This is a genomic window from Stenotrophomonas sp. TWI602, from assembly GCF_039674045.1.
Taxonomy (GTDB): Bacteria; Pseudomonadota; Gammaproteobacteria; order Xanthomonadales; family Xanthomonadaceae; genus Stenotrophomonas.
The window spans coordinates 53,092-70,820 of record NZ_JBDJMT010000005.1 but is presented as its reverse complement, the minus strand read 5'-3'; the positions used below and the strand labels follow the sequence as shown (position 1 = coordinate 70,820).

13 protein-coding genes and 1 riboswitch are annotated in these 17,729 nt (G+C 67.4%); of the genes, 4 read left to right on the top strand and 9 right to left on the bottom strand.

Annotated features, from left to right (window positions below; translation table 11 throughout):
- Window positions 1-30: 30 nt before the first annotated feature.
- Both ABE483_RS07560 and ABE483_RS07555 read right to left on the bottom strand, forming a co-directional pair.
- Entirely contained in the window at window positions 31-417 is a 387-nt protein-coding gene (locus tag ABE483_RS07560; protein ID WP_123730505.1) for a hypothetical protein, read from the bottom strand.
- 72 nt (window positions 418-489) lie between these two features.
- Window positions 490-1,713: a multidrug effflux MFS transporter gene (locus ABE483_RS07555; protein ID WP_123730504.1), complete on the bottom strand. Its 1,224-nt coding sequence runs from the start codon at window positions 1,711-1,713 to the stop codon at window positions 490-492.
- Window positions 1,714-1,993: 280 nt separating this feature from the next.
- Window positions 1,994-2,095, top strand: a riboswitch (glycine riboswitch).
- 88 nt (window positions 2,096-2,183) lie between these two features.
- On the opposite strand from ABE483_RS07555, the gene gcvP reads away from it, so the two are divergent.
- On the top strand, window positions 2,184-5,063 hold the full coding sequence (gene gcvP, locus ABE483_RS07550) for an aminomethyl-transferring glycine dehydrogenase (RefSeq protein WP_346481449.1): 2,880 nt from the start codon (window positions 2,184-2,186) through the stop codon (window positions 5,061-5,063).
- Window positions 5,064-5,236: 173 nt separating this feature from the next.
- Here gcvP and ABE483_RS07545 read toward each other — a convergent pair whose 3' ends face one another.
- Together ABE483_RS07545 and ABE483_RS07540 are read right to left on the bottom strand one after the other, a co-directional pair.
- The gene (locus ABE483_RS07545; RefSeq protein ID WP_346481492.1) at window positions 5,237-6,637 is read right to left on the bottom strand and encodes an amino acid permease; all 1,401 of its coding nucleotides are present in this window, start codon (window positions 6,635-6,637) and stop codon (window positions 5,237-5,239) included.
- Between the two features lie 75 nt (window positions 6,638-6,712).
- On the bottom strand, window positions 6,713-7,423 hold the full coding sequence (locus ABE483_RS07540) for an AraC family transcriptional regulator (protein ID WP_346481448.1): 711 nt from the start codon (window positions 7,421-7,423) through the stop codon (window positions 6,713-6,715).
- Window positions 7,424-7,604: 181 nt separating this feature from the next.
- Between ABE483_RS07540 and ABE483_RS07535 the strand changes: the two genes are divergently transcribed.
- Together ABE483_RS07535 and ABE483_RS07530 are read left to right on the top strand one after the other, a co-directional pair.
- Window positions 7,605-9,695: a catalase gene (locus ABE483_RS07535; protein ID WP_346463050.1), complete on the top strand. Its 2,091-nt coding sequence runs from the start codon at window positions 7,605-7,607 to the stop codon at window positions 9,693-9,695.
- 36 nt (window positions 9,696-9,731) lie between these two features.
- Window positions 9,732-10,229: a HupB gene (locus tag ABE483_RS07530; RefSeq protein WP_346481447.1), complete on the top strand. Its 498-nt coding sequence runs from the start codon at window positions 9,732-9,734 to the stop codon at window positions 10,227-10,229.
- Between the two features lie 65 nt (window positions 10,230-10,294).
- On the opposite strand, the gene ABE483_RS07525 is transcribed toward ABE483_RS07530, so the two are convergent.
- The 4 genes from ABE483_RS07525 to ABE483_RS07510 are packed head-to-tail and all read right to left on the bottom strand — an operon-like array spanning window position 10,295 to window position 14,267.
- Window positions 10,295-11,176 (bottom strand): hypothetical protein, encoded by an 882-nt coding sequence (locus tag ABE483_RS07525; RefSeq protein ID WP_346481446.1) that lies wholly within the window; start codon window positions 11,174-11,176, stop codon window positions 10,295-10,297.
- 11 nt (window positions 11,177-11,187) lie between these two features.
- Window positions 11,188-12,453 carry a HAMP domain-containing sensor histidine kinase gene (locus tag ABE483_RS07520; protein WP_346481445.1) on the bottom strand — a complete coding sequence of 422 codons (1,266 nt, stop codon included), beginning with the start codon at window positions 12,451-12,453 and terminating at the stop codon, window positions 11,188-11,190.
- On the bottom strand, window positions 12,450-13,136 hold the full coding sequence (locus ABE483_RS07515; protein WP_313210897.1) for a response regulator transcription factor: 687 nt from the start codon (window positions 13,134-13,136) through the stop codon (window positions 12,450-12,452). Before ABE483_RS07515 ends, ABE483_RS07520 begins: the two co-directional genes overlap by 4 nt.
- 3 nt (window positions 13,137-13,139) lie before the next feature.
- Complete coding sequence (locus tag ABE483_RS07510; RefSeq protein WP_346481444.1) at window positions 13,140-14,267, bottom strand: DJ-1/PfpI family protein; 1,128 nt, start codon at window positions 14,265-14,267, stop codon at window positions 13,140-13,142.
- A gap of 191 nt (window positions 14,268-14,458) precedes the next feature.
- Between ABE483_RS07510 and ABE483_RS07505 the strand changes: the two genes are divergently transcribed.
- Window positions 14,459-15,319, top strand: a complete 861-nt coding sequence (locus tag ABE483_RS07505; protein ID WP_313210901.1) for a PA4780 family RIO1-like protein kinase — start codon at window positions 14,459-14,461, stop codon at window positions 15,317-15,319.
- A 93-nt stretch (window positions 15,320-15,412) separates the two neighbouring features.
- Here ABE483_RS07505 and ABE483_RS07500 read toward each other — a convergent pair whose 3' ends face one another.
- Window positions 15,413-17,545 carry a methyl-accepting chemotaxis protein gene (locus tag ABE483_RS07500; protein WP_346481443.1) on the bottom strand — a complete coding sequence of 711 codons (2,133 nt, stop codon included), beginning with the start codon at window positions 17,543-17,545 and terminating at the stop codon, window positions 15,413-15,415.
- Window positions 17,546-17,729: the final 184 nt, after the last annotated feature.

Below are 17,729 nucleotides of genomic sequence, written 5' to 3'. Positions count from 1 at the left end.
GGGACACCTGCAACCACACGTGGCGTGGCGCTACGACTTGGGTTTCAGGGCGGCCGCCAGCTCGGTCTTGAACTGCTCGAAGTCCATGCCATCGGCCTTGGCCTCGGCGTGCGCGGCATCCTTCAACGCGTCCGAGTACACCAGCCGGACTGGCGTGCCCTGCCGCTCGTGCAGTTCGGCGGCCTGCATGATCAAGGCCAGCACGCGTGCCGCGCTGGTGGTCTGGCCGGCGATACGCCCATCCATGCCCAGCACCCACTCGCCATCACGGCGTACCACGCCGGCCAGCAGCGTACGTTGCTGGTCGCGCAGTTCGGCATGCGGCTCGACCGGCGGGGTGGCGGCCTGCTCGCGGTTGGCGGCCAGGGTTTCACGGCGCCGGCGGATGTCGCGGCGCAGTTTGGAGGTGGTCGACATCAGGGACTTCCGGACTGCATGAAAGGGCAAAGGATACCGCACGGGCCCTGGGGGACCCGCCAGCTGCGTGGCCTACTCGATGGGCGTCAGTACTTCGCGGCGGCGCTCGCAATACCGTTCCCAGTACCAGAACGAGCCGCCCAGCGCGAAGAAGCCCATGTAGCCCAACGCCAGATGCACCGGACTGCTGCTGAGCATCGGCGAGACCACACCGGCCACGACGGTGTTGATCATCAGCTGGATGAACATCTGCATCGAAGACGCCAGGCCGCGCTGGTGCGGGTACATGTCCAGGACCGCCAGCGCCAGCACCGGGAAGATCAGCGCCATGCCCACGCCGCCGAGGAAGATCGGCATCACCGCCCACGGCAGCGCGATCTGCTGCACGGACAGCACGTAGGTGATGTTGAGCACGGCCGACACTGCGCACAGGCCGAATCCGATCGCGATCTGCCGCTGCGGCAGGATCCGCCCGGCCATCCGCCCGGACAGGAACGAGCCCATCGTCATGCCGCCGATGGTCGGAATGAACAACCAGGCAAAACCGCCCTCGCCCAGCTTGAGGTGCTGCATCACCAGCACCGGCGCCGAGGCGATATACAGGAAAATGCCAGAGAAATTCAGCGCACCGGCGGCCGAAAGCCTCAGCAGGCGCGCGTTGGACCCCATCCGCGCATAGCTGCGCAGCAGTTCCCGCATCGACAGCGGCGTGCGCGCCTCGACCGGATGGGTTTCCGGCAGCCACTTGCCGGTGGCCAGCAGCAACACCACGCCGAACAGCACCAGGAACCAGAAAATCAGCGGCCAGTCGCCGCCGCCGAGCAGGATCCAGCCACCGATGATCGGGGCGATCGCCGGGGCGACGCCGAAGATCATCGAGACCTGGCTCATCAACCGCTGCGCGTCGGCACCGTGGTACAGATCGCGGATCACCGCGCGGCCGACGATCACACCCACACCGGCGGTCACGCCCTGCAGCGCGCGGAACACCAGCAAGGTGGTCATGTCCCGCGACAGCGCACAGCCGATCGAGGCGCCGATGAACAGCACCAGCCCGCCGATGATCACCCGCTTGCGGCCGAACGCATCCGACAGCGGGCCGTGCGCCAGGCTCATCAGGCCGTAGAACAGCAGGTACACGCTGATGGTCTGCTGCACCGCGACCTGGTCCACCTGCATGCGCTCGCCCAGCAACAGGAACGCCGGGAAAATGGTGTCGATCGAGAACGGACCGAACATCGCCAGGCCTGCGAGCAGCAGGGCCAGGCGGCGGGTCGAGGGTGAGGCGGGCGTCATGCGGGCTTCCGTCAGCGGCCATGCGCATTGCACGGCGGGCGCCTGGCCCGGAACGGGCGGCGCCAGATGAATACGAGGATCCAGTGATCATAGGCCTTTGCAGCCCTTGGCACCATGCCAGGGCGCGGTTTCCGGCGCACGTGCGCGCCCGTATTCAGGTGCCGGAAAGGCCCAGTGGGCCGAAGCGCTGGGCTATAATCGCCCCGCTACATGGTGGGAGAAGCGGACACCCGCTGCCGAAGGCGCAACGCCCGTAATCGCTCAGGCCCGATACCACCCGTACCAAAACTCTGGAGAGACCGGCGAGTGCCGGCGCCGAAGGGGCACGAAGCACGCCGATGCGCGCTTCCAAACTCTCAGGCAAAAGGACAGAGGGGCACCCAGGAAGACCGCAAGGTCCGGTGGATCGCTGTCGCCCGCGACGCGCCCTGGCCCAGCCGCCTTCCGAACGTGCGTGCCCACTCTCCGAGATGCCAGCCATGTCCCAGAACACCCCCTCCCTGCGCGAGCTTGAACACAGCCACGCGTTCGTCGAACGCCATATCGGCCCCAACGACGCCGAAATCGCGCAGATGCTCGACGTGGTCGGCCACGCCTCGCTGGACGCGCTGACCGATGCGATCGTCCCGGCCGGGATCAAATCGCCGGCACCGCTGGACCTGCCCGAGTCGCTGACCGAAGTGCAGGCACTGGCCAAGATCCGCGCCATCGCCGACAAGAACCAGGTGTTCCGCACCTTCATCGGCCAGGGCTACTACGGCACGCTCACCCCGAACGTGATCCTGCGCAACGTGCTGGAAAACCCCGCGTGGTACACCGCCTACACCCCGTACCAGGCCGAGATCTCGCAGGGCCGCATGGAAGCGCTGATCAACTTCCAGACGCTGTGCGCCGACCTGACCGGCATGGAAATCGCCAACGCCTCGTTGCTGGATGAAGCCACCGCCGCGGCTGAAGCGATGACGCTGGCCAAGCGCTCGGCCAAGTCGAAGTCCGATACGTTCTTCGTGCACGACGCCGTGCACCCGCAGACGCTGGAACTGCTGCGCACCCGCGCCGAGCCGATGGGCATCGTGCTGCGCGTGGGCACCCCGGCCGAGGCGATGGAAGCCGAAGCCTACGGCGTGCTGCTGCAGTACCCGGATACCTTCGGCCATATCGGCGATTACAAGGCGCTGGCCGATGCCGTGCACGCGCGCGGCGGCCTGGTCGCCGTGGCCACCGATCTGCTGGCGCTGACCCTGATCGCCGCCCCCGGCGAATGGGGTGCGGACATCGTGGTCGGCAACTCGCAGCGCTTCGGCGTGCCGTTCGGCTTCGGCGGCCCGCATGCCGCCTTCATGGCCTGCCGCGATGCCTATAAGCGCTCGATGCCGGGCCGCCTGATCGGCGTCTCGGTCGATGCGCAGGGCAACGCTGCCTACCGCTTGACGCTGCAGACCCGCGAGCAGCACATCCGCCGCGAGAAGGCGACCTCCAACATCTGCACCGCACAGGTGCTGCTGGCGGTGATGGCCTCGATGTATGCCGTGTACCACGGCCCGGACGGCCTGACCCGTATCGCCCGCCGCACCCACCGCCTGGCCGCGATCCTGGCCGCGGCACTGCGCGGCGCCGGCGTCAACGTGGGCGAGCACTTCTTCGACACCCTGCACGTCAAGGATGTGGACGCCAAGGCGATCCACGCCAAGGCCGCTGCGGCACGCATCAACCTGCGTGCGATCGACAGCGACGCGGTCGGCATCAGCCTGGATGAAACCGCCACCCGCGCCGACATCGTCGCGCTTGGCCAGCTGTTCGGTGCCACGGTCGATGTCGATGCGCTCGATGCGGCCACCGCCGATGCGTTGCCAGCCGATCTGGTGCGCACCAGCGCCTTCCTGACCCACCCGGTGTTCAACACCCACCACAGCGAACACGAACTGCTGCGTTACCTGCGTTCGCTGGCGGACAAGGATCTGGCGATGGATCGCACCATGATCCCGCTGGGCAGCTGCACCATGAAGCTCAACGCCACCGCCGAGATGATCCCGGTGACCTGGCCGGAGTTCGCCAACATCCACCCGCTGGCCCCGGCCGACCAGGCCACCGGCTACAAGGAACTGATCGACGGTCTGGAAGCGATGCTGGTGGAGTGCACCGGCTATGACGCGGTCAGCCTGCAGCCGAACTCCGGCGCGCAGGGCGAATACGCCGGCCTGCTGGCGATCCGCGCCTACCACCGCTCGCGCGGCGAAGGCCATCGCGACGTCTGCCTGATCCCGGATTCGGCGCACGGCACCAACCCGGCCTCGGCACAGATGTGCGGCATGAAGGTCGTGGTGACCAAGACCGATGCCAACGGCAACGTGGACCTGGACGACATCCGCATCAACGCGGAGAAGTACAGCGATCGCCTGGCCGCGCTGATGATCACCTACCCGTCCACGCATGGCGTGTTCGAGGAAGAGGTGGTGGAGATCTGCGAGATCGTGCACAAGCACGGCGGCCAGGTGTACACCGACGGTGCCAACATGAACGCACTGGTGGGCGTGGCCAAGCCCGGCAAGTGGGGCTCGGACGTTTCGCACCTGAACCTGCACAAGACCTTCTGCATCCCGCACGGCGGCGGCGGCCCGGGCGTCGGCCCGTGCGCGGTCAAGTCGCACCTCGCCCCGTTCCTGCCGAAGGTGCTCGGTGGCGAAGGCGATGTCGGCATGGTCAGCGCGGCCAGCTTCGGCAGCGCCTCGATCCTGCCGATCAGCTGGATGTACATCACCCTGATGGGCACCGCCGGCCTGCGCAAGGCGACCCAGGTGGCCCTGCTCAACGCCAACTACATCGCCACCCGCCTGGCCCCGCACTTCAAGACCCTGTACACCGGCCGCAACGGGCTGGTGGCGCACGAGTGCATCCTGGACGTGCGTCCGCTGGAGAAGACCTCCGGCATCGGCGCCGAGGACGTGGCCAAGCGCCTGATCGACTTCGGCTTCCACGCCCCCACCCTGAGCTTCCCGGTCGCCGGCACGCTGATGGTGGAGCCGACCGAAAGCGAATCGCTGCACGAACTGGACCGTTTCATCAACGCGATGATCCAGATCCGCGAAGAGATCGCCGCGATCGAAGACGGCCGCCTGGACCGCGAGGACAACCCGCTCAAGCACGCCCCGCATACCGCTGCGGTGGTGTCGGCCAGCGAGTGGGCCCACGCCTACCCGCGCGAGCTGGCGGCCTTCCCGCTGGCCAGCCTGCGCCAGCAGAAGTACTGGCCGCCGGTGGCGCGCGTGGACAACGTGTACGGCGACAAGAACGTGATGTGCGCCTGCATCCCGGTCGATGCGTACAAGGAAGACGAGGGCGTGGAGGTGTAGGTGTCGACCGTTGGTCGGCACGATGCCTGACAGGCGTACCGACCAACGGTCGGTACCTACCTTGATCGGCATGCATCTGGAATGAAAACGGCCCGCATCGCGCGGGCCGTTTTTTGTTGCGTGCCCTTGCAGGGTGTGCCGACCAACGGTCGGCACCTACCACCCGCCCGGGGTCAATCGGGCTGGCGGCTGGCGCGCACGCGGCGGGTGACTTCGCTGCTGATGGCGATCACCGCGGTCAGCGCCGCCATCGACAGGAACTGCAACCGCGTATGCGCCTCGGACAACAACAGACCGAAAATCAGCGCCAGCACCCCCAACCCGATCACCGTCAGATACGGATACCCCGCCATCCGGAACGGCAACCGCGTCCCATCCCGGTTCGCACGATGGCGCAGAATCAACTGCGACAACAACGAAATCGTCCAGACCAGCAGACACGTCGAGCCCACGATGTTGAGCAGCACCGGCAGCACCTTGTCCGGGAACAGCAGCTCCATCACCGTCGCCGCAAAACCGAACAGCACACTGGCCAGCACCGCGATGATCGGCACCTGGCGCGGATCGGTCCACCCCAGCACCGCCGGGGCCTCGCGGCGCTGCGCCAGCGAGTACATCATCCGCGAGGCGCCATACAGATTCGCATTGAGCGCCGACAGCAGCGCGATCACCGCGATCAGCGTGATCGCCGTCGCCGCGCCCGGAATCTTGGCAGCTTCCAGCACGGCAGCAAACGGCGACTTCAGTGCCTCGCTGGTCCACGGCACCACCGCGATGATCACGCTCAACGAGCCGATGTAGAACACCAGGATGCGCCAGGCCACGGTGCGGATCGCGCGGGCGATGCTGCGCTCGGGATCTTCGGTTTCGGCCGCGGCCACGGCCACGATCTCGGTGCCGCCGAAGGCGAACACCACCACCAGCAACGCCGCGCCGATTCCGGCCAAGCCCTTGGGCATGAAGCCGCCGTGCTCGGTGAAGTTGCGCAGGCCCGGCGAAGCCACGTCCGGCAGCCAGCCCATCAGCAGCGCCACGCCGATCAGGATGAAGCCGACGATCGCGGCGACTTTGAGGATGGCGAACCAGAATTCGAACTCGCCGAAGTTCTTCACCCCGAGCAGATTGATCGCCGTAAAGAACAGCATGAAGGCCAGCGCGGCCATCGGCACCGGGATCGCCGGCCAGACCGTGGCGAGCAGCCCGGCCGCCCCTACCGCCTCGGCGGCGATGACGATCACCAGCTGCACCCACCACAGCCACCCCACCGTCGCGCCGGCGGTGGCGCCCATGGCGTCGGCGGCGTAGACCGAGAACGCGCCGCTGGTCGGCTTGGCCGCGGCCATTTCGCCCAACGCGTTCATCACGATGATCACCAGCGCGCCGGCGACCAGATACGACAGCAGGACTGCCGGACCAGCGGCCTGGACGCCCACCCCGGAGCCGAGGAACAGGCCGGCGCCGATCGCGCTGCCCAGGCCCATCATGATCAGCTGGCGGGGCTTGAGCGCGTGCCCCAGGCGGGTATCGGCGGGCGGAGTGGCAGGAGCCGGAGTCTGGGATGCGGGCATCGGAATCGATTGGCAGGCAACAAGTGCGACACCATACCCTGTCGGCCGCGCGACGGCATAGGCCGGAAGCCCCACCCCGCCTCAGGCAGCGGCGCGCTCGCCGATCTGGGCACGGTAGGCCCGTGGCGACAGCCCGACCTCGGCCTTGAACTTGCGGGTGAACGCGCTCTGGTCGGTGAAACCGCAGGCCTGGCCGATGCTGGCGATGCTGTCCTGGCCATGCAGCAGGTGTACCGCCATCTGGATGCGCAGACGGGTCAGCACCTGCTGCGGGGTCATCTGGAACACCTTGCGGAAGGTGCGCTCCAGTTTGGATAGCGAGAACCCGGTGATGTCCAGCAGGGTCTGCATGCGCACGTTCTCGGCGTAATGCGCATTCAGATGTGCCAGCGCGAGGCGCAGCTGTTCGTACTGGGTGCCCAGGCTGTCCTTCTGGCCGAGGTCGCGCGAGATCCCGATCAGCCCGCGGATCTGCCCATCCACCAGCAGCGGCCGCTTGCAGGTCAGGCACCAGCCCGGCTCGCGGTTGGCGAACAGATGCAGTTCCATCAGGTTCTCGATGACCTTGCCCGCCAGCACCTGCTCATCCTGGGTGGCGTAATCGGCCCCCAGACCGGTTGGGTAAATCTCCGCTGCGGTGCGCCCGATCACGTCCTTGCGGGATTTCAGCCCCAGCCGACGCAGCATGGTCTGGTTGATGTGCGTATAGCGCCCGTCGCAGTCCTTCATGAAGAACAGGACGTCGGGGATCGCATCAAACAGGGCTTCGATGTCGGCGGGTTCAACGCGCATGCGGTCGGGAAGAACAGGGGAAGACGCGCCCAAGGATACCTGCCCGCACGCGCGTCACCCAGCGCCCGGGCGCCGCATGTGAAGCGCGGGTGCAAGCAGCGCCCGGTTTTCGCACCCTCGATTAACGCCCCGGCCGCCAGTGTGAGGCGATCCCCTTCCCGCCAGCTCCCGGAGTCGCCTCATGGCCGCCAGCAAGAAAAGCACGAAGAACGCCCCCGCACCCGCCACCGACGCCCGCGGCGAAGGGGATGAACTGCACCAGCGCGCGGGCAATGGCCATCCCGTCCTGACGACCAACCAGGGCATACCGGTCGGTGACAACCAGAATTCGCTGCGGGCCACCCCGCGCGGGCCGACCCTGCTGGAAGACTTCATCCTGCGCGAGAAGATCACCCACTTCGACCATGAGCGCATCCCCGAGCGCATCGTGCATGCGCGCGGCAGCGCCGCACACGGCTACTTCGAGCTGACCCGCTCGCTGGGTGAGTACACCCGCGCCCGGATCCTCAGCGAAGTCGGCGTGCGCACCCCCCTGTTCACCCGCTTCTCCACCGTGGCTGGCGGCGCCGGCTCGGTGGATACGCCGCGCGATGTGCGTGGCTTCGCGGTCAAGTTCTACACCAAGGAAGGCAACTGGGATCTGGTCGGCAACAACATCCCGGTGTTCTTCATCCAGGACGCGATCAAGTTCCCCGACCTGATCCATGCAGTGAAGATGGAGCCGGACCGTGCCTTCCCGCAGGCGGCCAGCGCGCACGACACCTTCTGGGATTTCGTCTCGCTGATGCCCGAATCGATGCACATGATCATGTGGGCGATGAGCGACCGCACGATCCCGCGCTCGCTGCGCACCATCGAAGGCTTCGGCATCCACAGCTTCCGGCTGATCAACGATGCCGGCGAGTCGACCTTCGTCAAATTCCACTGGCGGCCGAAGCTGGGCATCCAGTCCACGGTGTGGGACGAGGCGGTCAAGCTGCAGAGCGCGGACAACGATTTCCACCGGCGCGACCTGTTCGAGGCGATCACCGCCGGCGACTTCCCCGAGTGGGAGCTGGCGGTGCAGCTGTTCACCGAGGAACAGGCCGAGGCCTTCCCGTTCGACCACCTGGATTCGACCAAGATCATTCCCGAGTCGCTGGTGCCGCTGACCGTGATCGGACGGATGGTGCTGGACCGCTGGCCGGACAACTTCTTCGCCGAGACCGAGCAGGTCGCCTATTGCCCGGCCAACGTGCCGCCGGGCATCGACTTCAGCAACGATCCGCTGCTGCAGGGCCGCCTGTTCTCCTATCTGGATACCCAGCTCAGCCGCCTGGGCGGCCCGAATTTCCACCAGATCCCGGTCAACGCGCCCAAGTGCCCGTTCGCCAACCACCAGCGCGACGGCCACATGCAGATGAACATCCCGAAGGGCCGGGTCGCCTACGATCCGAGTTCGCTGCAGGGCGACAGCCCGCGTGAGAGCGTCGACGGCTTCCCCAGTCACGCCACCGCGCCGGATGACGGCCGCAAGGGCCGCGTGCGCGCGGAGAGCTTCGCCGATCACTACAGCCAGGCCCGCATGTTCTTCCGTAGCCTGGAGGCGCCGGAGCAGGCGCATCTGGCCTCGGCGCTGGTGTTCGAGCTGTCCAAGGTGGAGACGGTCAAGGTGCGCGAGCGCACCGTGAGCCACCTGCGCAACATCGACGATGCACTGGCCAAGCGCGTGGCCGACGGTCTGGCGATGCCGGCGCTGCCCGAGCCGGCCGCCACGCAGACCCCGGCGCAGGATTTCCCGAAGGCGCCGGAAGTGCGCATCATCGGCCGCACCAAGGACCTGCTCAAAGGCCGCTGCATCGGCATCCTGTTCGACGAAGGCTCCGACGCGGCCTTGATCGCCAACCTGCGCAAGGCGGCCGACAAGGCCGGGGCGAGCGTGAAGCTGGTCGCGCCGAAGATCGGTGGCGCCAAACTCAGCGACGGCAAGACGCTGGCCGCCGATGGTCAGCTGGCGGGCACGCCCTCGGTGGTGTTCGATGCGGTCGCCGTGGTGCTGAGCAACGACGCCGCCAAGAAGCTGAGCAGGGAATCGGCCGCGATCGATTTCGTCAGCGACGCCTGGGCCCATCTGAAGGCGATCGCCGCCGATGACGGCGCACAGGCGCTGCTGAAGGTTGCCCGGGTCGGCAACGATGCCGGGGTGGTCGAGGCCGAGGATGCCAAGGCCTTCCTCGCCGCCGCCGCTACCCGCCAGTGGGCCCGCGAACCGAAGGTGCGCACGCTCGCCTGAGCGGCGCTTTCGTCATCACCACACAGGAGCACGTCCATGCCACGGGGTGATAAATCCAGCTATACCGACACGCAGAAGCGCAAAGCCGGGCACATCGAGGAAAGCGAGAAAGACCAGGGGCGCAGCGGTGCCGCCGCCGAGCGCATCGCCTGGGCCACGGTCAACAAGCAGGATGGTGGCGGCAGGAAGGGCGGCAGCGCGAAGAAGACTGCAACCCGGACAACGAAAGCGTCGGCGACGAAGAAGGCAGCGGTAAAAAAGACCGCTGCACAAAAGGCTGCGACGAAAGCAGTGCCCAAGAAGGCCACCAGCAAGACCGTAAAGAAGGTGGCGAAGAAGGTGGCGAAGAAAGCGACGAAGAAGGCCGCGAAAAAGGCGACGCCAACACCCGCCGTCAAGAAGGCCGTGAAAAAAGCGGCAAAGAAGACCGCTGCAAAGCAGGCCCCCCGAAAAGCAGCGTCGAAAACCGCCGCCGGGACGTCTGCGAAAAAGGTACCAACGGGCGCCCGTAAAGGAGCCGCCAGCAACGCCTGATCTACACGCCGGGCCCTGCCGCGTGCTGCCTGAGGCAGCATGCGGCAGGGCGCAGGCAGTGCTGCTTACCGTTTCGCGGCGGCAGTGGGCTGCGCCGACGGCGTGACCGGCTTGGGCGCTACCGGCTTCGCCGGCAAGGGCATCGACTGCAGCCGGCGGATCGAGCCGATCGGCACGGCTTCTGCCCGCCGCTGCGCCGGCCACCACAGGAACACGAACGCGCTGCTGGATCCCAGCAGCTTCGCGGTGCCGGGAAGCGCGGCCGCGTCACCCTCGAGCACGACCTGCACGGGCGTACCGCCCTTCCCATCGAGGATCTTCTCGGCCGTGCTCAGGGCATACAGCGCCGCGCCGAATGCCATGAAGCAGACCACCGCAATGCACATGCCGGTCAGTGGGCGCAGCCCGGAGAATTCCCAGTTCATCCACGGCGATTCCGAGAACAGCATCCGCCATCCCCAGTGCCGCGCGCGCAGGCGTGCCACCTTGGCAGGGTTGCGCCGCCGCAGCGTCTCCGGCCAGCCCAGCACCACGGCAAGCAGGGCCCCCAGCAACAGGATCAACAGGTAGGCGGGATCGCGCAGCCCGGCGACCAGGAAATCACTGACCTGCAGGTAGTCCAGGATCGACAGCCGGAATTTGAAATAGAAAAAGAAGCTCGACCACAGCCCCAGCACGGAGAGGAACACATATCCCGCGCTCACCATCAAGGCCGGCTCCTGCCGCAGCAGGCGCCAGATCACGGCCACCATCGAATCTTCGTTGCCATGCGTGATCGGCAGCAACGACCAATCGGTCGGCGTCTGCTCGGCCGGGACATCCCCGTCAATGCTGCCCTCGTCCCTGCTGCCCATGCGCCCCTCCCCCGTTCGGCAGAGCATCGCGCACTTTGGCGATGGACGGAAGCGGGCCCGCCCCGGGTGTGCCCCGGTCGCCGCGGCCGCCATGCCGCCTCGCCTCACTGAACGCTGAAACTGGCCACCGTGGCGTGCTCGGTCCCTTCGATACGCAGGTCGATGGCGAAGCGGTCGCACAGCCGCTGCACGATCGCCAGGCCGAGCCCGAACCCGGCACTGCCCTCGCCCTTGGTGAACGGCCGCATGATCGCCTCGGGATCGCCCGCCAGGGCGGTGTTGCGGATCCGAAGCCGCCCGCTCGCCACCTCGATGCGCACCTCGCCCGAACGGGTATGCGCGAACGCGTTGCCGACCAGATTGGCCAGCAGCATGTGCAGCACCGGGCCCGGCACCGGCAGGCGCACGTCGGCCGACACGTCGACCCGCACCTCCACCGGCTTGCCATCCAGCAGCGCGGCCTGCTCGACCACCACCTGTTCCAGCACCGGCAGCACCGCCAGTGGCGTCGCATCCTGTTCCACGTTCTCTTCGCGGGCCAGTGTCAGCAGGGTGATCACGGTCTGTTCGAGTTGACGCGCCGAATGCTGCACATGCGCGAGCTGCCGCCGCCCAGCCTCCGACAGGCCGGGTTCGCTGGCCAGCTGTTCGGTGGCACTGCGGATCACCGCCAGGGGCGTGCGCAGCTCATGGCTGGCATCACGGGTGAAGGCATGCTCGCGCGCAATGAAGGCACGCACGCGCCCGCTCAGATTGTCCAGGCCGCGGGCGAGCACGCCGACCTCGTCATCGGGGAAGTCCCCGGCGAACCCCACCGGCAACCTGTCCGGCGCCATGCCATCGACCAGCGCCGCCAGCTTCGACAAGGGACGCGTGGTACGTCGAGCCAGCCATGCGCCAGCCAGGAGGGCGATCATCACCACGGCCAGGCCGGACCAGGCCAGCAGCGCCAGAATCTGGCTGCGCATCGGCCGCACCACCAGCTGCTGGCTGACCTCGGCGACCAGCCACCCCGGCGTACCTGCCCCGTCCGGCGTCACCGCCCGCAGGTGATAGTGCCGCCCCTGCGCACCGGCCATCTCGCGACGCCACGGCTCGGCATCGAAGGCGGCCTTGAGATCGGACGGAAACGTGGCAGGGCTGTCGTGGATCGTCATGAAGGCGTTGCGCGGCGGCGACCACGTCCCACGGGTGGCCCGCTGATCCAACTGCTGCTGCGCTTCCTGCTCAAGCATCGCATCGAAGAAGCGATCCTCCACGCTGTACACGAATACCGCCACGTACAGGCCGAACAGGCCGGCCACCGCCAGCGCGAACACCGCGAAGGCCAGCATCAACCGGTTGCGCAGGCGATGCCCCCGTGCCGTCATGCGTCGGCCTCCAGCTTGAAGCCGACATCGTGCACGGTCCTGAGCATCGGCCGCTTGAACGGTTTGTCCAACGCCTGGCGCAGCAGGTAAAGATGCGAGCGCAGCGGATCCGACGGCGGCGCCTCATCGCCCCAGAGACGCCGGATCAACTCGCTGCGGGTCACCGTGCGCGGCCAGGCTTCGGCGAGCAGCACCAGCAGCCGATAGGCGGTCTGCGGCAACTCGATCGCCTGCTCACCGCGGCACACGGCGCCGCTACGGCGGTCGATGCCGAGGGATCCGATACGCAGCACATGCCCGTCGCGTCGGCCGTGTCGATGGGCCAATGCCAGGCATCGCGCCAGCAGTTCCTCGCCTGCGAACGGTTTGACCAGGTAATCATCGGCACCGGCCTGGAAGCCGATCAGCTTGTCGGCCAGCGTGTCGCGCGCGGTCAGCATCAGGATCGGGATGTGACGGTCGGCCTGCTCACGCAGATGGCTGCACACGCGCAGGCCATCCATGCCCGGGAGGGTGAGGTCCAGCACCAGCACATCCGGCGGCGCTTCCAGCGCCATCTGCAGGCCGCTGCGGCCATCGGCGGCGAAGGCCACGCGATGGCCGCGGGCCTCCAGCAGCGTGGCCATGCCGGCGCGCAGCGCCGGGTTGTCCTCGATCACCAGGATGTGCAGGCCATCGTCCATGGGTCAGCCTTCGATCGTGTCCTTGAGCTGCTTAGCTTCGGCCATGTCCGGGTGGGTTTCCAGCAGTTTGCCGAGTACCGTGCGCGCCTGGGCCACCTCGCCCAGCCGCCAATGCGCCTGTGCGATGCCGAGCGGCAGCTGCGGTTCGCTCATGTACGGGGCCGCCAGCTGCATGATCGACAGCGCGTCACGTACCGCCGCATCGTCCTGCGCGGCCTGCAGCTGGTAGTAGCCGAGCACGCCGATCAGCTGATCGTGATAGCCCGTACGATTGCTGGCCAGCTCGCGCTTGACCGCCTCCCCTTCACCGGCCAGCAGACGCTGCACCAACGCCATGCTGGCCTCATCGCGCCACGGCGTGCGCGCGATCGGCGTGCGGCCGGTGGCCCGCACGATCGCCTCGGCGACCGCCGGTGTCGAATACGGGTTCTGCCCGGTGATCAGGCGTCCGTCCACCACCAGTCTGGGCATCATCAGCGGCGCCTGTTCCCAGCGCGCGCCGCGCTCGCGCAGGGCCGTCTCCAGCAGGAACGGGAACTCCTTCGCCCAGCGCTTGCCGAACACGCCCTCCTCTGCGTTGGTGAAGCCGGTCATGCGCCGCCCGGCGACCAGCAGCGTTCCGTCTGCCAGCCGCACGTCCATCAGCGCAGCCGGGCCGTGACAGACCGCCGCGACCACTGCGCCGCGATCGTACATCGTGCCCAGCAGACCGCGCAGTGCGGCATCGGCGGGCAGATCGAACATCGCCCCCTTGCCCCCGACCACGTAGACGGCCGCATAGTCGGCCGCCCGGAGGGTGGCGGTGGCGCGGGTGTCGGCCAGCAACGCGGCCGCAGCCGGATCAGCAAGGACCCGTGCATTGAAGGGCTCCTTGGCATCGAACTTGTCGGCCTCCACCGGCCCGCCGCGTGGGCTGGCCACCTGCACGGCCAGGCCGTTGTCGCGGAAGATCAGGTAGGCCTGGGCGAATTCGTCCATCTCGAACCCGGGGCGGGTCTTGCCCTGGTCGCGGCCCTCGCCGCTGACCACGATGAGCACCGTCTCGGCCGCTGCCGGGCCGGCGTGGAGCGAGGGAACGGCCAGCAACAAGGCCAGCACAGCACCGGTACGGCGCAACAGGGACAGCATCATGGGCGGCACTCCTTGGGAAAGTGATCCCAGCCTGCGCGCCGGATGTGAATCAGATTTCAAGCCCGCCTGGGCGTGCACACAGCTGAACGACCCGGCGGCCGAGTGCCGTGTCGATGGCTCCATCGGCCCGAAGATGCGAAAATCCCTCCCCCTCCAGGGCAGGCCCCGCGCCAGCCGATTCCCGAGATACCGTGAAGACCCCCCAAGGCTTGCAGGCGCTGATCGACGACGGCGTGATCGATGAAGTGCTCCGCCCGCTCAAGAGCGGCAAGGAAGCAGCGGTATACGTGGTCCGCAGCGGCGACGATGTGCGCTGCGCGAAGGTCTACAAAGACATGGCGCAGCGCAGCTTCCAGCAGCGCGTGCAGTACCAGGAAGGCCGCAAGGTCCGTGGCAGCCGCGAAGCGCGCGCCGTGGGCAAGGCCAGCAACTACGGCCGCAAGCAGCAGGAAGCGGCCTGGAAGAACACCGAAGTCGATGCGCTGTACCAGCTGCGCGATGCCGGCGTGCGCGTACCCGAGCCGTATGGCTACTTCCACGGCGTGCTGGTGATGGAGCTGGTCACCGATGCCGAGGGTTATTCCGCCGCGCGCCTGGGTGAGGTTGAACTGAGCCCGGAGCAGGCACGCCAGTTCCACCAGATCCTGGTCCGCCAGGTGGTGCGCATGCTGTGCTGCGGCCTGATCCACGGCGATCTGTCGCCGTACAACGTGCTGGTTGGCCCGGAAGGCCCGGTGGTGATCGATTTCCCGCAGGTGGTCAGTGCGGCGGGCAACAATGCCGCACGCACGATGCTGCTGCGCGACGTCAACAACCTCACCGCGTACCTGGGCCGCTGGGCGCCGGAGCTGCTGGAGACCTGGTACGGCGAGGAGATGTGGGCGCTGTTCGAGGCTGGCGATCTGCTACCGGACAGCGTGCTGACCGGTGAATTCGAGCAGGATGAAAGCAGCATCGATCTGGATGGCGTACGCCATGCCATCAACGATGCGCGCGAAGAAGCGCTGATCCGCCAGCAGGGTCGCGAAGCCGCCGAAGAAAACGACGACTGAGCAGGGCGCGCCGCTGCGTCGGGCGGCCGGATCGGCATGAGAAAAGCCCCGCCGATGCGGGGCTTTTCTGTATTACTCAGCGCGCAGGGGCCGTCATGCTGCCTGCAGTGTCGCCGGGCGACGCAGGCTTGCCGCGCTGTTGTCCAGCTTGAACACCGCCACCGATTCGGTCAGTGCATACGCCTGTTCTTCCAGCGCGCGGCTGGCGGCGGTGGCTTCTTCCACCAGCGCAGCGTTCTGCTGGGTCACCTGGTCCATCTGCACGACCACCTGGTTGACCTGCTCGATGCCGGCGGCCTGTTCCTTGGTCGCGGCGGCAATGTCGCTCATCAGCTGATTGGTGCGCGAGCTGGCCTGGGTCAGGCGGGCGATCGCCGCTTCGGACTGCACGGTGACGCTCAGCCCGGTCTTGACCTTGCTGCTGGACTCATCGATCAGGTCTTTGATCTCCTTGGCCGCCGTGCCGGCGCGCTGCGCCAGCGTGCGTACCTCGGTCGCCACGACCGCGAAGCCGCGTCCGTTCTCACCGGCACGGGCCGCTTCAACGGCCGCGTTCAGGGCAAGGATGTTGGTCTGGAAGGCGATGCCGTCGATCACCGAGGAAATCTCGGCGATACGCGCCGAGGACTGGTCGATCTCGCTCATCACCGCGGCCATCTGCGCGATCGCCTGCTCGGTCGCCTTGACCGCCGCACCCGCCGCATGGGCTTCATGGTCAGCCTGGTTGGCCAGCTCGGCGTTCTGCCGGACCGTGGAGGTCAGCTCCTCCATCGAGGCCGCCGCTTCCTCCAGGTTGGCTGCCTGCTGCTCGGTCCGGCGCGACAGGTCATGGTGGCCGGCCGCCAGTTCCTGCGCGGCATCGTTGATGCTGCCGGCCGCGCCCTGGATCTGCTGCACGATACCGGTCAGCTGCACCGCGGTGACATTGGCATCGTCGCGCATCTGCGCGAACACACCTTCGTAGTGGCCATCCATCCGCGAGGTCAGATCGCCGGTGGAGATCGCGCGCAGCACCTGCGACAGGTCGGCGATGCTGGCCTGCGAGCTGGCCATCATCCCGTTGAGCTGGGCGACCATCGCGCGGAACTGGAACTGGAACGCCGGCGCATCGCCGCGCACGGAGAAGTCGCCGGCACGGGCAGCCGAGGCCAGTGTCTCGATCTGCTGGTTGATCGCCATCAGGCTGGCCTTGACGGTGGCCATGGTGGTGGTCAGCACGGCCTTCTCGCCCGGGTAGCTGTCCAGATCACGGCTCAGGTCGCCGATGGCGTAGCGCTGCATCACCTCGACCATGTGGAACTCGACGGCCACGTGCGAACCGACCAGCTCGTTGGTGGCGCGGATCATCCGACCGAAGTCGCCCGGGAAGGCCGTTTCGTCCATGCGATGGCTGATGGCACCGGCCTCATGCTGGCGGGCCATGTCCAGCTGCGCGGTGATCGCGCCCTGGACGCTCTGGCGAACGGTGGCCATTGCGTTGCCGAGCTGGGTGATCTCATCGCGGCCGCCCAGATGGACGTCATGGGCCAGATCACCCTTGGCCATCCGGGTGGCCAGGCCGACGGCGCGCGCCAGCGGACCGGTCATGCTGCGCCCGATCAGCACGGAGGCGGCGATGCCGACCACCAGCGCGATCGCGCCCAGCACCAGCAGCTGCAGCAGGGTCCGCTCGCCCAACCGGATCGCTTCGGCAGCGGCCTGGCGGCTTTCCTTTTCCTCGTAGACCACGCCATCGCTGAGCGCCTGGTTCCAGCCATTGGCAGCGGCCTGCACGGCGCCCAGGGTGAGGGCCGTGGCAGCGGCAACATCGCCCTGCTGCAGCTGTTCGCTCATCTGCTTGTTGAGCGGACGCGCCACCGCGCGGGCGGCCGCGATGGCGTCACCGACGGCGGTGTCTTCCGGCTGCGCGGGCAAGGCCTGGTAGGCGGCCCAGCTGGCTTCATAGCGCGCGACCAGCGCGGCGATGCGCGCCTCATCCTCGGCCAGACCGTCGCCTTGGCGGAGCAGCATCTCCCGGCGCACGACCATCATCTGGTTGTTGGCATCGAGCATGTCCGAGAGCAGCCGCACCTTGGCCACGTTGACTTCGACCACCTGCTGCATCGCGCGCTTCTGTACCGCGCTACCGGTGGCGCCGGTGGCGACGACGGCCGCGACCAGCAGCAACAACAGGCCAAAGCCCATACCTAGACGCCAGACAACGCTGACCTTCCGCAAAAATTCCATGAGACATCCGAAAAACGTGGGGGGGGTGGGCTGGTATCGGCGTCAGACCCAGCGCCTTGACCGACGGCCGTGAGCCCGCTGTGAATGGATTCACATAACCTCGGCGTTGCTCCCGCGTCGCCGCTCAGCCCCCCGTCAGGGTTTTCACGGCAAGTGCGCACGCCCGGCAGGCATGGTGGAAACA

Bases quoted from the DNA above. Each gene is read 5' to 3' on its own strand.
- ABE483_RS07500 (WP_346481443.1), bottom strand. From the start codon at position 17,545: ATGGAATTTTTGCGGAAGGTCAGCGTTGTCTGGCGTCTAGGTATGGGC.
- ABE483_RS07520 (WP_346481445.1), bottom strand. From the start codon at position 12,453: ATGACGGCACGGGGGCATCGCCTGCGCAACCGGTTGATGCTGGCCTTC.
- ABE483_RS07530 (WP_346481447.1), top strand. From the start codon at position 9,732: ATGCCACGGGGTGATAAATCCAGCTATACCGACACGCAGAAGCGCAAA.
- ABE483_RS07540 (WP_346481448.1), bottom strand. From the start codon at position 7,423: ATGCGCGTTGAACCCGCCGACATCGAAGCCCTGTTTGATGCGATCCCC.
- ABE483_RS07560 (WP_123730505.1), bottom strand. From the start codon at position 417: ATGTCGACCACCTCCAAACTGCGCCGCGACATCCGCCGGCGCCGTGAA.
- ABE483_RS07525 (WP_346481446.1), bottom strand. From the start codon at position 11,176: ATGGCGGCCGCGGCGACCGGGGCACACCCGGGGCGGGCCCGCTTCCGT.
- ABE483_RS07510 (WP_346481444.1), bottom strand. From the start codon at position 14,267: ATGATGCTGTCCCTGTTGCGCCGTACCGGTGCTGTGCTGGCCTTGTTG.
- ABE483_RS07515 (WP_313210897.1), bottom strand. From the start codon at position 13,136: ATGGACGATGGCCTGCACATCCTGGTGATCGAGGACAACCCGGCGCTG.
- gcvP (WP_346481449.1), top strand. From the start codon at position 2,184: ATGCCAGCCATGTCCCAGAACACCCCCTCCCTGCGCGAGCTTGAACAC.
- ABE483_RS07535 (WP_346463050.1), top strand. From the start codon at position 7,605: ATGGCCGCCAGCAAGAAAAGCACGAAGAACGCCCCCGCACCCGCCACC.
- ABE483_RS07555 (WP_123730504.1), bottom strand. From the start codon at position 1,713: ATGACGCCCGCCTCACCCTCGACCCGCCGCCTGGCCCTGCTGCTCGCA.